We start from the raw sequence: 13,286 nt of genomic DNA, 5'->3' as shown, positions 1-13,286 counted from the left end.
GCAAAGCGGTTCTGGCAGGCACAAAAAAGCCCGGCGCATGGCCGGGCTTCTTCATGGCTTGAGCTTAGCGCGCACGGTAGGTGATGCGGCCCTTGCTCAGGTCGTATGGTGTCAGTTCGACGCGGACCTTGTCGCCAGTGAGAATACGGATGTAGTTCTTGCGCATCTTTCCGGAGATGTGCGCGGTTACGACGTGCCCGTTTTCCAACTCCACGCGGAACATGGTGTTGGGCAGGGTGTCGACGACAGTACCTTCCATTTCGAAGCTGTCTTCTTTCGACATGCAGTAGAGCCCTCGGATCCAGTGTTGGCCCGACGCATATCCGCACCGGGCAAAAAAGTGGCGTGGATTATGCCCGAAAACTGTGTGTCAAGCCAATGCTTTCAGTTGAGGGTGACCCAGCGCTGGTTTATCAGCAATTCGATGGGCCGATACTGCGTCTTGTAGTTCATTTTCTTGCAGTTCTTGATCCAGTAACCCAGGTATACCGCTTCCAGGTCCTGGCGCAGGGCTTCGGTGATTTGCCACAGGATGGCAAAGCGGCCCAAGCTGCGTCGCTCTTCGTCCGGTTCGTAGAAGGTGTAGACCGCCGACAGGCCGTTGGGCAGCAGGTCGCACACGGCCACTGCCATCAAGCGGCCTTCCAGGCGGAACTCGTAAAACCAGCAGAACGGCAGGTCGCGCACCAGAAAGGTGGAAAACTGGTCGCGGCTGGGCGGGTACATGTCACCGTCGGCGTGGCGTGTTTCGATATAGCGCCGGTACAGCTCGAAATACTCTTCCTTGAAGGTTGGGCGCGCCGCCGTCACGGTCAGGTCGGCATTGCGCTTGAGGATGCGCCGTTGCTGGCGGTTGGGGATAAAGCGCGCCGCCGGGATGCGTGCCGGCACGCAGGCGTTGCAATTCTGGCAGTGCGGGCGGTACAGATGGTCGCCACTGCGGCGGAAGCCCATTTCCGACAGGTCGGCGTACACGTTAACGTCCATCGGCTGGCTGGGGTCGAGGAACAGCGTGGTGGCCTGTTCCTCGGGCAGGTAGCTGCAGGAGTGGGGCTGAGTGGCATAAAACTTCAACCGCGCCAACTCTGTCATGATCAACCCCCTCGGTGAGACTTTGTTTTAAGTGTAAGCCAGCTACGGGAACTCGCCTAGGCAACCCATGTGGCGCTGTTGGGCTGGTCGAGGTGGCGTGCCAGGTAGCCAGCGAATTCGGCGCGGCTGATGGCGTGGGCGCCCAGGCTGTGCAGGTGGTTGGTGGGCATCTGGCAGTCGATCAGCACGAACCCGGCCTGGCGCAGGTGGTTGACCAAGGTCACGAAGCCGACCTTGGAGGCGTTGTCGGCGCGGCTGAACATCGATTCACCGAAGAACAGCTGGCCCATGGCCAGGCCGTACAGGCCGCCGACCAGCTCACCGTCCTGGCGCACTTCCACCGAGTGGGCAATGCCGCGTCGGTGCAGTTCGCAGTAGGCATTGCGCATGGTATCGGTGATCCAGGTGCCGTCGGCGTAGTCGCGTGGCGCGGCGCAGGCGGCGATCACGGCCGGGAAGTCGGTGTCGAAGCTGACCTGGTAGCGGCCCTGGCGCATCAGCTTGGCCAGCGAGCGCGACACGTGCAGCTGGTCGGGCACCAGCACCGTGCGCGGGTCGGGTGACCACCACAGGATCGGCTGGCCATCCTGGTACCACGGGAAGCAACCGTGACGATAGGCCTGAACCAGGCGCTCGGGGGTAAGGTCGCCGCCGGCGGCCAGCAGGCCGTTGGGGTCGTGCAGGGCCTTTTCCAGGGGCGGGAAGGTCAGCGAGTCGCGGGTCAGCCAGGTAAGCATGGTCTATCGTGCGGTGGGGGAGGGGAGAGGGCAGCATGGCTTGCGCGCATGGCAGGGTCAATGGTTGTGGCTGCTTTGCGGGGGGGCGAATTCAGGCAATTTCCTACACATTCATGAAACCGCAGGCACCATCCGCTACATTTGCTGTCACACCTGTGCAAAAACACAGCATAAGCCTTTGTCACAAAAGAAAATGCATGCTCAAATTGCAGGTATATGAAAGTCGCCCCCGGCCAAACCCCCATACGGCGTGCCGCCATGGCGGCTGTCGGGCAGTAATGTTAAAAGTAGTGGTTCATTGGCCGCACCGCCGCCGATCACTATTGGACGCGCAGCACGCGCAGGAATAGACGCGTTTTGAAGAAATCCACCGCAACCCCAGCTCCCTTGCCCGTGCCCCTGTGGCGGCAGCAGCTGCATTATCGCCTCAAGGAAGGTGCGTTGATCGCTGTCGGCGCCCTGTGCCTGTACCTGTGGATGGCCCTGCTGACCTACGACACTTCGGACCCGGGTTTCAGCCACACCGCCACCGTCGACCAGGTGCAGAACGCCGCCGGGCGTGCCGGCGCCTACTTCGCCGATATCCTGTTCATGGTGCTGGGTTACTTCGCCTATATCTTCCCGCTGCTGCTGGCGGTGAAGACCTGGCAGATCTTCCGCGAACGCCACCAGCCGTGGGACTGGAGCGGCTGGCTGTTTTCCTGGCGGTTGATCGGCCTGGTCTTCCTGGTGTTGTCCGGGGCGGCGCTGGCGCATATCCACTTCCACCCGCCGGCGAGCTTGCCGTTCTCTGCAGGTGGCGCATTGGGCGAAAGCCTTGGTGACCTGGCGCGCAACCTGCTGAACGTGCAGGGCAGCACGCTGATGTTCATTGCCCTGTTCCTGTTCGGCCTGACGGTCTTCACCGACTTGTCGTGGTTCAAGGTGATGGACCTGACCGGCAAGATCACCCTCGACCTGTTCGAGCTGGTGCAGGGCGCCGCCAACCGTTGGTGGGAAGCCCGCAACGAGCGCAAGCGCCTGGAGGCGCAACTGCGCGAGGATGAGCCGGTGGTCAAGGCCGCGCCGATGGCCGCCGAGAAGCGTGAACCGGCCAAGCCGGCGTTGCGTGAGCGTATTTTCAAGCGTGAAGAAGCGCCGGCCCCGGTCGTTGAACCCCGTGAGCCGACGCTTGGCCGTGAGCCTGTCGTGCCACCACGTGAGGCCGCCCGTGAGCCCGTAGTGCCGCGTGAAACCGTGGTCCCTCGCGAGCAGCACGCCGCCCCGACGATCGTGCCACCCGCCGCCGCCAAGGCTCCGGAGCCGAGCAAGCGGGTGATGAAGGAAAAGCAGGCACCGCTGTTCATCGACAGCGCGGTGGAAGGCACCTTGCCGTCGATTTCCATCCTCGACCCTGCCGAGCAGAAGAAAATCGAGTATTCGCCAGAGTCCCTGGCCGGTGTCGGCCAACTGCTGGAAATCAAGCTCAAGGAATTCGGTGTAGAAGTGGCGGTGGACTCGATTCACCCCGGCCCGGTGATTACCCGTTACGAAATCCAGCCGGCCGCTGGCGTGAAGGTCAGCCGCATCGCCAACCTGGCCAAGGACCTGGCGCGCTCGCTGGCCGTGACCAGCGTGCGCGTGGTCGAGGTGATCCCCGGCAAGACCACCGTGGGTATCGAGATTCCCAACGAAAACCGGCAGATGGTGCGCTTCTCCGAGGTGCTGGCCACGCCGCAGTACGACGAACAGAAGTCCCCGGTCACGCTGGCCCTGGGCCATGACATCGGCGGCAAGCCGGTGATTACCGACCTGGCCAAGATGCCCCACCTGCTGGTGGCCGGTACTACCGGCTCCGGTAAGTCGGTGGGTGTGAACGCGATGATCCTGTCGATCCTGTTCAAGTCCAGCCCGGAAGACGCGCGGCTGATCATGATCGACCCGAAAATGCTCGAACTGTCGATCTACGAAGGCATCCCGCACCTGCTGTGCCCGGTGGTCACCGACATGAAAGACGCCGCCAACGCCCTGCGCTGGAGCGTGGCCGAGATGGAGCGGCGCTACAAGCTGATGGCGGCCATGGGCGTGCGTAACCTGGCCGGTTTCAACCGCAAGATCAAGGACGCCCAGGAAGCTGGCGAAATCATCCACGACCCGCTGTACCGTCGCGAGAGCATGGACGACGAGCCGCCAGCGCTGAAAACCTTGCCGACCATCGTGGTGGTGGTGGACGAGTTCGCCGACATGATGATGATCGTCGGCAAGAAGGTCGAAGAGCTGATCGCCCGTATCGCCCAGAAGGCGCGGGCAGCCGGTATCCATCTGATTCTCGCCACCCAGCGCCCGTCGGTGGACGTGATTACCGGCCTGATCAAGGCCAACATTCCGACCCGCATGGCGTTCCAGGTGTCGAGCAAGATCGACTCACGCACCATCATCGACCAGGGTGGTGCAGAGCAGCTGTTGGGTCATGGTGACATGCTGTACATGCCACCGGGCACCAGCCTGCCAATCCGCGTGCACGGTGCGTTCGTTTCCGACGACGAAGTGCACCGTACGGTCGAAGCGTGGAAGCTGCGAGGCGCGCCGGATTACAACGATGACATCCTCAACGGTGTCGAAGAAGCCGGCAGTGGCTTCGACGGCGGCGGCGGTGGTGGCGGTGATGGTGAAGATTCGGAGAGCGACGCCCTGTATGATGAGGCCGTGCAGTTCGTGCTGGAAAGCCGCCGCGCGTCCATTTCGGCCGTGCAGCGCAAGCTGAAAATCGGTTACAACCGCGCCGCCCGTATGATCGAAGCCATGGAAATGGCCGGCGTGGTCACCCCCATGAACAGCAACGGCTCGCGGGAAGTGATTGCCCCGGGCGGCCCGCGCGACTGAAGAACACCTTGCCGGGCGCCAACGGTGGCGCCCGGCCTTTTCAATGCTCAATGAGGATTCCCATGCGCGCGATTCGCATGCTGTTGGTTTCTGCCCTGACCCTGGGCTCGGTTACTGCTTATGCCGGTGAGCAAGACGTACAACGCCTGACCCAGTTGCTGGAAAAGTCGCAGACTATCGAGGCCAACTTCTCCCAGCTGACCCTGGGCGCCGATGGCACCAGCCTGCAGGAAACCTCGGGCAAGATGGCGGTCAAGCGCCCGGGCCTGTTCTACTGGCATACTGATGCGCCGCAGGAGCAGGTGGTGGTTTCGGACGGCAAGAACGTCACCCTGTGGGACCCGGACCTGGAACAGGCCACCATCAAGAAGCTCGATGTGCGACTGAACCAGACCCCTGCACTGCTGCTGTCCGGTGATGTGTCGAAGATCAGCCAGAGTTTCGACATTGCTTCCAAGGAGCAGGGCGAGGTGATGGACTTCACCCTCAAACCGAAGACCAAGGACACCCTGTTCGACTCGCTGCGCGTGTCGTTCCGCAAAGGCCTGATCAATGACATGCAGCTGATCGACAGTGTCGGCCAGCGCACCAACATCCTGTTCAATGGCGTCAAGGCCAACCAGGCGGTGCCGGACAGCCAGTTCAAGTTCGACATCCCCAAAGGCGCGGACGTGATCAAGGAGTAACCAGAGCCCGTCATGGACCTGTTTCGAAGCGAACCCGTCGCCCAGCCCCTGGCCGCTCGCCTGCGCCCGTCCAACCTGGACGAGTACGTCGGCCAGGAGCACTTGCTGGCGCGCGGTAAGCCGTTGCGCGAGGCGCTGGAGCAGGGTGCGCTGCACTCGATGATCTTCTGGGGGCCGCCGGGGGTGGGCAAGACCACCCTTGCGCGGCTGCTGGCGCAGTTTTGTGACGCGCATTTCGAAACCGTGTCGGCGGTACTGGCCGGGGTGAAAGAAATCCGCCAGGCCGTTGAAGTGGCCAAGCAACAGGCCGGTCAGTATGGCCGCCGCACCATCCTGTTCGTCGATGAAGTGCACCGCTTCAACAAGTCGCAGCAGGATGCCTTCTTGCCCTACGTGGAAGACGGCACGCTGCTGTTCATCGGCGCCACCACTGAAAACCCGTCCTTCGAACTGAACAACGCGCTGCTGTCGCGGGCGCGGGTGTACGTGCTCAAAAGCCTGGACGAGGCGGCACTGCGCAAACTGGTCAACCGCGCGCTGACCGAAGAGCGCGGCCTGGGCAAGCGCAACCTGCGGGTGGGCGACGATGCTTTCAAGATGCTGATGGCTGCCGCCGATGGCGATGGCCGGCGCATGCTCAACTTCCTTGAGAACGCCTCGGACCTAGCCGAAGACGGCAGCGAAATCGACGTCGAGATGCTGCAAAGCCTGCTTGGTGATAGCCGCCGTCGTTTCGACAAGGGGGGGGAGGCGTTCTACGACCAGATTTCCGCGCTGCACAAGTCGGTGCGCGGTTCCAACCCCGATGGCGCCCTGTACTGGTTTGCACGCATGCTCGACGGCGGTTGCGACCCGCTTTACATCGCCCGCCGCGTGGTGCGCATGGCCAGCGAGGATATCGGTAACGCTGACCCGCGAGCGCTCAGCCTGTGCCTGGCGGCGTGGGACGTGCAGGAACGCCTGGGCAGCCCCGAAGGCGAGCTGGCAGTGGCCCAGGCTATCACCTACCTGGCCTGCGCGCCGAAGAGCAACGCGGTGTACATGGGCTTCAAGACTGCCCTGCGCGAAGCGGCCGAGCATGGCTCGCTGGAGGTGCCGTTGCACCTGCGCAACGCCCCGACCAAACTGATGAAGCAACTGGGCTATGGCGACGAGTACCGCTATGCCCACGATGAACCCGATGCTTATGCCGCCGGTGAAGATTACTTCCCCGACGAACTGGTACCCCGCCAGTACTACCAGCCGGTGCCCCGCGGCCTTGAGCTGAAGATTGGCGAGAAGCTGCGCCACCTGGCCGAGCTCGACCGCAACAGCCCCCGTCAACGGAGAAAACCGTGATTGCACTCATCGCCGCGGTCAGCGCGGGCGGTATCGCCGGTACCTTGTTGCGCTTTGCTACCGCCAACTGGGTAGCGGCCCACTGGCCACGGCACTTCTATGCCGGTACGCTGGCGGTCAACCTGGTTGGCTGCCTGCTGATCGGCCTGCTTTATGGCCTGTTCCTGCACAAGCCGCTGGCGCCGGTCGAGCTGCGCGCCGGCCTGATTGTCGGCTTCCTCGGCGGCCTGACAACCTTTTCCTCCTTCTCGCTCGATACCGTGCGCCTGATGGAAAGCGGGCAGGTGCCCCTTGCCTTGGGCTATACCAGTATCAGCGTGGTGGGCGGGCTGCTCGCGACCTGGGCCGGCCTGTCCCTGACCCGATTCTGAACCAACACCTACTTATAACGAGAGAACGATATGCTCGATTCCAAACTGTTACGCGGCCAACTTCAGGAAGTGGCGGATCGCCTGGCCTCCCGTGGCTTCAGCCTGGATGTCGCGCGCATCGAATCACTGGAAGAGCGCCGCAAGGCAGTGCAGACTCGCACCGAGCAGTTGCAAGCCGAGCGCAACGCCCGTTCCAAGTCCATCGGCCAGGCCAAGGCCAAGGGCGAAGACATCGCGCCATTGATGGCCGACGTCGAGCGCATGGCCAATGAACTGGCTGCTGGCAAGACCGAACTGGACGCCATCCAGGCCGAACTGGATGGCATCCTGCTGACCATCCCCAACCTGCCGGACGCCAGCGTACCGGTCGGTGCCAGCGAAGACGACAACGTCGAAGTGCGCCGTTGGGGCACGCCGAAGGCCTTCGACTTCGAAATCAAGGACCACGTCGCCCTGGGCGAAGTCAGCGGTGGCCTGGACTTCGAAGCCGCTGCCAAGCTGTCTGGCGCCCGTTTTGCCGTGCTGCGTGGCCCGATCGCCCGCCTGCACCGCGCCCTGGCGCAATTCATGATCAACCTGCACACCGGCGAGCACGGCTACGAGGAGCACTACACCCCGTACCTGGTGCAGGCCCCGGCCCTTCAAGGCACCGGCCAGCTGCCGAAGTTCGAGGAGGACCTGTTCAAGATCACCCGCGAAGGTGAGGCGGACTTCTATCTGATCCCGACCGCCGAAGTGTCGCTGACTAACCTGGTGGCCGGTGAGATCCTTGACGCCAAGCAGCTTCCGCTGAAACTGGTTGCCCATACCCCGTGCTTCCGCAGTGAAGCCGGTGCTTCCGGCCGTGACACCCGCGGCATGATCCGCCAGCACCAGTTCGACAAGGTCGAGATGGTGCAGGTGGTAGAACCGGCCAAGTCGATGGAAGCGCTGGAAGGCCTGACCGCCAACGCCGAACGTGTACTGCAGCTGCTGGAGCTGCCTTATCGCGTACTGGCCCTGTGCACCGGCGACATGGGCTTTGGCGCCGTCAAAACCTACGACTTGGAAGTGTGGGTGCCGAGCCAGGACAAGTACCGCGAAATCAGCTCGTGCTCCAACTGCGGCGACTTCCAGGCGCGCCGCATGCAGGCCCGCTGGCGCAACCCGGAAACCGGCAAGCCAGAGCTGGTGCACACCCTCAACGGCTCCGGCCTGGCCGTCGGACGTACACTGGTTGCCGTGCTGGAAAACTACCAGCAGGCTGATGGTTCGATCCGCGTGCCGGACGTGCTGAAGCCGTACATGGGCGGCGTCGAGGTCATCCGCTAAATGGATTACCTGCCGCTGTTCCACAAGCTGCAGGGCGGCCGCGTGCTGGTCGTCGGTGGCGGTGAGATCGCCTTGCGCAAGGCGCGCCTGCTGGCGGATGCCGGTGGCGTGCTGCGCGTGGTGGCGCCGGATGTCGACGGCCAGTTGGCTGCGTTGGCCCGGGAAGGTGGCGGTGAGGTGCTGGTGCGTGGCTATCAGGCCGCTGACCTGGTCGGTTGCCGGCTGGTGATCGCAGCGACCGACGACCCAGGGCTGAATGCCCAGGTGTCAGCGGATGCGCAGGCCCTCAGCCTGCCGGTCAATGTGGTGGATGCGCCGGCCCTGTGCACGGTGATCTTCCCGGCGATCGTTGACCGTTCACCCCTGGTGATTGCGGTGTCCAGTGGCGGTGACGCCCCGGTTTTGGCGCGGTTGATTCGCGCCAAGCTCGAGGCCTGGATTCCGTCGGCCTATGGTGAGCTGGCCGGCCTGGCAGCGCGCTTTCGGCACAAGGTGAAATCCTTGTACCCGGACGTCAACCAGCGCCGAGGCTTCTGGGAAACCGTGTTCCAGGGGCCGATTGCCGAGCGTCAGCTGGCCGGGCAGGGTGCCGAGGCCGAACGCCTGTTGCAAGCGATGGTAGACGGCGCGCCGGTGCAGCAGGGGGGCGAGGTGTATCTGGTCGGTGCAGGACCGGGTGATCCCGACTTGCTCACCTTCCGTGCCTTGCGCCTGATGCAGCAGGCCGACGTGGTGCTGTACGACCGCCTGGTAGCCCCCGCGATCATCGAGATGTGCCGGCGTGATGCCGAGCGTATCTACGTGGGCAAGCGCCGCGCCGACCACGCCGTGCCGCAGGACCAGATCAACCGCCTGCTGGTCGATCTGGCTCAGCAGGGCAAGCGTGTGCTGCGTCTGAAGGGGGGCGACCCGTTCATCTTCGGCCGGGGTGGCGAAGAGATCGAAGAGCTGGCCGAGCATGGCATTCCGTTCCAGGTGGTGCCGGGCATTACGGCGGCCAGCGGCTGTTCCGCTTATGGTGGGATTCCGCTGACTCACCGGGACTACGCCCAGTCGGTGCGCTTCGTGACCGGGCACCTGAAGGATGGCACCAGCAACCTTCCGTGGGATGACCTGGTGGCGCCGGCGCAGACCTTGGTGTTCTACATGGGGTTGGTGGGCTTGCCGACCATCTGTGCCGAGCTGATTCGCCATGGGCGGGCGGCGAGTACGCCGGCTGCGTTGGTGCAGCAGGGGACTACGCGTAATCAGCGGGTATTCACCGGTACCCTGGCGGATTTGCCAGAGCTGGTGGCGCGGCATGAAGTGCATGCGCCTACCCTGGTGATTGTGGGGGAAGTCGTGCAACTGCGTGAAAAGCTGGCCTGGTTTGAAGGTTCGCAAAACGGCTGAAATCGTTGGGGCTGCAAAGCAGCCCCGGCAATCTCAAACCTGCCAAATCCCCTTGCCCGCCAACCGCTCCCGGTCATGTGCCAGGCCAAAGTCCTGCAACGGCCCTTTGGGCACGATCCCGGTCGGGTTGATGGTCTTGTGGCTCATGTAATAGTGCTTCTGGATATGCTCCATATCCACCGTGCCCGCCACACCAGGCCACTGATACAGCTCGCGCAGCCAGTTCGACAGGTTGTGGTAGTCGCTCAGGCGCCGCAGGTTGCACTTGAAATGCCCGTGATACACCGCATCGAAGCGCACCAGCGTGGTAAACAGGCGCACATCGGCTTCGGTCAGGTATTCACCCGCCAGATAGCGATTGCGGCTTAGCACGTCTTCCAGATAGTCCAGCTCATTGAACACGTCGTCGAACGCGGCTTCGTACGCCTCCTGCGTGGTGGCAAAGCCTGCGCGGTACACGCCGTTGTTCACGGCCGGGTAGATGCGCTCGTTGAGCGCCTCGATGGTTGGGCGCAGCGGTTCGGGGTACAGGTCCAGTGTATTGCCGGTCAGCTCGTTAAACGCGCTGTTGAAGATGCGGATGATCTCCGACGATTCATTGTTGACGATGCGCTTCTCTTTCTTGTCCCACAGCACGGGTACGGTCACGCGGCCGGTGTAGTGCGGGTCATCCTGGGTGTAGCGCTGGTGCAGGTACTGCAAGGCGTCGAGGTGGTCGCCCGTGGAGCCTTGCTGCACATCGAAAGTCCAGCCGTGGTCCTGCATCAGCCAACTGACTACCGAGACATCGATCAAGGGCTCCAGGCCTTTGAGTGCGCGGACAATCAGGGTGCGGTGGGCCCATGGGCAGGCCAGCGAGACGTACAGGTGGTAGCGGCCGGCCTCAGGGGCGGGCAGTTGATTGCGGCGTTGGGCGTTTTCACGTTTGAACGTGCCGTCCTTGCCGTTTTCATACCACTGGTCATGCCAGCGGCCGTCGATCAAAAGGCCCATGCGTAGGCTCCTCGGAACAAAGTTGTTTGTCGTTGGAGCCCAGTCTAGGCCAAAACGTTCGAATAAATAGCGCAAATAACCGGGGGTTATGATCGGCTAAATCGATTTGTTGCGTGTCTCCCAATAGCCTTGGGCGGTTGCGAACGCCTGCTCGCGGTCCTGCCCCAGGCCACGCAGGGCCAGGGCCATGGTGGCGATGAGGGCCTTCTCGCCATAGCTGTCTCCCACTTCGCCCCGCCAGAATGCCAGCAAGTGTTCGGCTTGCAGGCTGGCCGGTTTCACATGGCGGCGTTCGCTCAGTGCTGGCCACTCTTCGTCCCACGCTTCGCCTGCCGTGGTGCCGTAGAGGTGGCTGATGACATCGGGGTTTACTTCGATCTCGCCGCCATCGCCCTTGATTACCACCGCATGATCGCCCAGCAGGCGACTGGCCTCGCGGTGCACCGCCTGGTAACCGGGGTGGAAGATACTTTGCAGGCCGCAGCGTGCGCCCAGCGGGTTAAGTACCCGGGCAAGGGAGTGGATGGGCGAGCGCAGGCCCAAGGTGTTGCGCAGGTCGATCATGCGCTGTAATTGCGGCGCCCAGTCGTGCAGCGGGAAAAACGCCAGCTGATGCTGGTCGAGGGTGCTGCCGACAGCGGCCCAGTCGCGGCACAGGGGGATTTGCAGCAGCTCGAGCAGTTGCTCGGTGTACATGCGCCCGGCGGTGTGGGCGCCGCCACCGTGCATCAGGATACGCACGCCGTTGCCGGCCAGGCATTTGGCCGCCAGCAAGTACCAGGGCAGGTGGCGCTTTTTGCCGGCGTAGGTGGGCCAGTCCAGGTCCACTGCAATGCTCGGTGCCTGCAGGTGGGCGCGCAGGGCCTCGGTGAAACCGGCAAGCTCGTCGGCGCTTTCCTCTTTATGGCGCAGCAGCATGAGGAATGCACCCAGCTGGGTGTCTTCGACTTTGCCTTCCAGCAGCAGAGTCATGGCTGCGCGGGCTTCTTCGCGGGTCAGGCCACGCGCGCCGCGCTTGCCTTTGCCGAGAATGCGCACGAATTCGGCGAACGGGTGTTCGGCCGGGGTTTCCAGGGTAATTGGGCGAGGTTCGTTCATATGCAGTTGGTCGGCTTGGGCAGGCCCGCCAGCTTGGCGGCAAGTTTGGCGGGTGTGCCGTTGAACAGGCGGTTCAGGTGCGGGCTGTTGCCCTTCTCCGGCCCCAGCTTCAGGGCCGTGTACTTGATCAGCGGGCGTGTGGCCGGGGACAGCTGGTATTCCTGGTAGAACTCACGCAGCAGTTCGAGGATTTCCCAATGGTCCGCGGTCAACGGGATGCCCTCGCGCTCGGCCAAGGCCTCGGCGGCAGCGTGGGACCAGTCTTGCAGGTCGACCAGAAAGCCGTCCTTGTCCAGGGCGATGGCGTTATCGCCAACGTTGAGCGTATTCATAGCCAGCTGTTGACCTTGTCGTAGTGCAGCGACAGTTCGACGAAGCCAGGGTAGTCCACGGCCTTGGCCAGGTCGTTGCCGACTGCGCGGGCCTGCACGTCTTCTTCCAAGGCGAACAGGCGCTGGGCCAGGCCGGCAGCTTGTAGCAGGTGGTGCGGCTCGCTGCCGCTGCGCAAGGCATACACCGCATCGCCGCACAGCAGCAGCGCGTCGTCGGCACCGAGCAGGCGCAGGCAGCTGGCCAGGCGTTCGTCGCCGAACGGGGAGTGGGCAATTACATGCAGGGTCGTCATCAGAGCGTTACCACCTGGTCGAAACGGGCGATCAGCGCGGTTAGCGCTGCGTCATCGAGCACTTGTACCGGCAGTGCCAGGGTGTCGGCTGCCAGGCCGCGGCGGGTGAGGCTGTGGCTACAGGCAAACAGCTCTTCAACACCGAACATTGGCAGTGCTTGCAGGTTGGCGGCCAGGTTCTTCTGTTGCACGGCGGTGGGTTGTTGGTTGGGCGCAAGCTGGAACACGCCATCGTCGAGGAACAGCATGCCCAGCGGCAGGTCGAACGCGCCGCCGGCCAGGGCGATGTCCAGTGCTTCACGGGCGGATGGGCCGTTCCACGGTGCCTGGCGGCTGATGATCAACAAGGATTTGGCCATTTCAGTCGCCTCCGAAGCAGACAAGGCGGTCGGCTACCTGCGCAGCCTCATGCAACTGGCCAAGACCCGACAGCTCCCAAGGCTTGGGCAGGTTCACGGCCGGGCGCTGGTAGCGGCTGGCCTCGGCTTCATCGAGCACGCCACGGCGCAGGGCGGCAGCGATACACACCACGGCGTCCAGTTGGTTAGTCTCGATAAAGGCGCGCCACTGGCCGGCCACGTCGAGTTCGTCCTGCGGGGCGACCACGTTGGCCGAGGCACTGTGCACCCCGTCCTGATAGAAGAACAACCGGGCAATCTCATGCCCGCCGGCCAGTACCGCCTCGGCATAGCGCAAGGCGCGCCGTGAAGAGGGCGCATGGGCCGGAGAGAACACCGCGATAGCGAATTTCATGGGTAACTCATGCAAAGGAATGGTGCCA

15 protein-coding genes are annotated in these 13,286 nt (G+C 63.3%); 6 read left to right on the top strand and 9 right to left on the bottom strand.

The genetic code is table 11. The features are described from left to right. Positions 1-64: 64 nt before the first annotated feature. From infA to aat, 3 genes are all read right to left on the bottom strand, one after another. Complete coding sequence (gene infA, locus APH36_RS05125) at positions 65-283, bottom strand: translation initiation factor IF-1 (RefSeq protein WP_002553999.1); 219 nt, start codon at positions 281-283, stop codon at positions 65-67. A 101-nt stretch (positions 284-384) separates the two neighbouring features. Beyond that, entirely contained in the window at positions 385-1,092 is a 708-nt protein-coding gene (locus APH36_RS05120) for an arginyltransferase (RefSeq protein WP_016711499.1), read from the bottom strand. 56 nt (positions 1,093-1,148) lie between these two features. Next, the gene (gene aat, locus APH36_RS05115; protein WP_060497750.1) at positions 1,149-1,829 is read right to left on the bottom strand and encodes a leucyl/phenylalanyl-tRNA--protein transferase; all 681 of its coding nucleotides are present in this window, start codon (positions 1,827-1,829) and stop codon (positions 1,149-1,151) included. A 297-nt stretch (positions 1,830-2,126) separates the two neighbouring features. Between aat and APH36_RS05110 the strand changes: the two genes are divergently transcribed. From APH36_RS05110 to cysG, 6 genes are all read left to right on the top strand, one after another. Then, positions 2,127-4,691 carry a DNA translocase FtsK gene (locus APH36_RS05110; RefSeq protein ID WP_374754782.1) on the top strand — a complete coding sequence of 855 codons (2,565 nt, stop codon included), beginning with the start codon at positions 2,127-2,129 and terminating at the stop codon, positions 4,689-4,691. A gap of 62 nt (positions 4,692-4,753) precedes the next feature. Then, positions 4,754-5,377 carry an outer membrane lipoprotein chaperone LolA gene (gene lolA, locus APH36_RS05105; RefSeq protein WP_019096729.1) on the top strand — a complete coding sequence of 208 codons (624 nt, stop codon included), beginning with the start codon at positions 4,754-4,756 and terminating at the stop codon, positions 5,375-5,377. 12 nt (positions 5,378-5,389) lie between these two features. Continuing rightward, on the top strand, positions 5,390-6,715 hold the full coding sequence (locus tag APH36_RS05100; RefSeq protein WP_060497749.1) for a replication-associated recombination protein A: 1,326 nt from the start codon (positions 5,390-5,392) through the stop codon (positions 6,713-6,715). Next, positions 6,712-7,086: a fluoride efflux transporter CrcB gene (crcB, locus tag APH36_RS05095; protein WP_016711494.1), complete on the top strand. Its 375-nt coding sequence runs from the start codon at positions 6,712-6,714 to the stop codon at positions 7,084-7,086. The genes APH36_RS05100 and crcB overlap by 4 nt, the downstream gene beginning before the upstream one ends. A 30-nt stretch (positions 7,087-7,116) precedes the next feature. Then, complete coding sequence (serS, locus tag APH36_RS05090) at positions 7,117-8,397, top strand: serine--tRNA ligase (protein ID WP_060497748.1); 1,281 nt, start codon at positions 7,117-7,119, stop codon at positions 8,395-8,397. After that, positions 8,398-9,789 carry a siroheme synthase CysG gene (gene cysG / locus APH36_RS05085; protein ID WP_060497747.1) on the top strand — a complete coding sequence of 464 codons (1,392 nt, stop codon included), beginning with the start codon at positions 8,398-8,400 and terminating at the stop codon, positions 9,787-9,789. A 33-nt stretch (positions 9,790-9,822) separates the two neighbouring features. Here the strand turns inward: cysG and APH36_RS05080 are convergent, their stop codons facing one another. The 6 genes from APH36_RS05080 to tusD form a co-directional block, all read right to left on the bottom strand. Continuing rightward, on the bottom strand, positions 9,823-10,782 hold the full coding sequence (locus APH36_RS05080; protein WP_060497746.1) for a glutathione S-transferase family protein: 960 nt from the start codon (positions 10,780-10,782) through the stop codon (positions 9,823-9,825). 96 nt (positions 10,783-10,878) lie between these two features. Then, on the bottom strand, positions 10,879-11,880 hold the full coding sequence (locus tag APH36_RS05075) for a glycosyl transferase family protein (RefSeq protein ID WP_060497745.1): 1,002 nt from the start codon (positions 11,878-11,880) through the stop codon (positions 10,879-10,881). Next, complete coding sequence (locus tag APH36_RS05070) at positions 11,877-12,212, bottom strand: TusE/DsrC/DsvC family sulfur relay protein (protein ID WP_060497744.1); 336 nt, start codon at positions 12,210-12,212, stop codon at positions 11,877-11,879. Before APH36_RS05070 ends, APH36_RS05075 begins: the two co-directional genes overlap by 4 nt. After that, positions 12,209-12,505, bottom strand: coding sequence for a sulfurtransferase complex subunit TusB (gene tusB, locus APH36_RS05065; RefSeq protein WP_060497743.1), 297 nt, complete (start codon positions 12,503-12,505; stop codon positions 12,209-12,211). Before tusB ends, APH36_RS05070 begins: the two co-directional genes overlap by 4 nt. Next, positions 12,505-12,864 carry a sulfurtransferase complex subunit TusC gene (gene tusC / locus APH36_RS05060; protein WP_060497742.1) on the bottom strand — a complete coding sequence of 120 codons (360 nt, stop codon included), beginning with the start codon at positions 12,862-12,864 and terminating at the stop codon, positions 12,505-12,507. The genes tusB and tusC overlap by 1 nt, the downstream gene beginning before the upstream one ends. Before the next feature lies 1 nt (position 12,865). Further along, positions 12,866-13,258, bottom strand: a complete 393-nt coding sequence (gene tusD, locus APH36_RS05055; RefSeq protein WP_060497741.1) for a sulfurtransferase complex subunit TusD — start codon at positions 13,256-13,258, stop codon at positions 12,866-12,868. Between the last annotated feature and the right edge of the window lie 28 nt (positions 13,259-13,286).

The organism is Pseudomonas sp. NBRC 111133, assembly GCF_001320605.1.
In the GTDB taxonomy this organism is placed as follows: Bacteria; Pseudomonadota; Gammaproteobacteria; order Pseudomonadales; family Pseudomonadaceae; genus Aquipseudomonas; species Aquipseudomonas monteilii.
Note: the sequence above shows the minus strand (reverse complement) of the source record. Positions and strands in the feature narration are given on the sequence as shown.

What these genes read in the sequence shown, in the direction of transcription:
- infA (WP_002553999.1), bottom strand. Translation starts at nt 283, where the DNA reads ATGTCGAAAGAAGACAGCTTCGAAATGGAAGGTACTGTCGTCGACACC.
- APH36_RS05120 (WP_016711499.1), bottom strand. Translation starts at nt 1,092, where the DNA reads ATGACAGAGTTGGCGCGGTTGAAGTTTTATGCCACTCAGCCCCACTCC.
- aat (WP_060497750.1), bottom strand. Translation starts at nt 1,829, where the DNA reads ATGCTTACCTGGCTGACCCGCGACTCGCTGACCTTCCCGCCCCTGGAA.
- lolA (WP_019096729.1), top strand. Translation starts at nt 4,754, where the DNA reads ATGCGCGCGATTCGCATGCTGTTGGTTTCTGCCCTGACCCTGGGCTCG.
- APH36_RS05100 (WP_060497749.1), top strand. Translation starts at nt 5,390, where the DNA reads ATGGACCTGTTTCGAAGCGAACCCGTCGCCCAGCCCCTGGCCGCTCGC.
- serS (WP_060497748.1), top strand. Translation starts at nt 7,117, where the DNA reads ATGCTCGATTCCAAACTGTTACGCGGCCAACTTCAGGAAGTGGCGGAT.
- cysG (WP_060497747.1), top strand. Translation starts at nt 8,398, where the DNA reads ATGGATTACCTGCCGCTGTTCCACAAGCTGCAGGGCGGCCGCGTGCTG.
- APH36_RS05080 (WP_060497746.1), bottom strand. Translation starts at nt 10,782, where the DNA reads ATGGGCCTTTTGATCGACGGCCGCTGGCATGACCAGTGGTATGAAAAC.
- APH36_RS05075 (WP_060497745.1), bottom strand. Translation starts at nt 11,880, where the DNA reads ATGAACGAACCTCGCCCAATTACCCTGGAAACCCCGGCCGAACACCCG.
- APH36_RS05070 (WP_060497744.1), bottom strand. Translation starts at nt 12,212, where the DNA reads ATGAATACGCTCAACGTTGGCGATAACGCCATCGCCCTGGACAAGGAC.
- tusB (WP_060497743.1), bottom strand. Translation starts at nt 12,505, where the DNA reads ATGACGACCCTGCATGTAATTGCCCACTCCCCGTTCGGCGACGAACGC.
- tusC (WP_060497742.1), bottom strand. Translation starts at nt 12,864, where the DNA reads ATGGCCAAATCCTTGTTGATCATCAGCCGCCAGGCACCGTGGAACGGC.
- tusD (WP_060497741.1), bottom strand. Translation starts at nt 13,258, where the DNA reads ATGAAATTCGCTATCGCGGTGTTCTCTCCGGCCCATGCGCCCTCTTCA.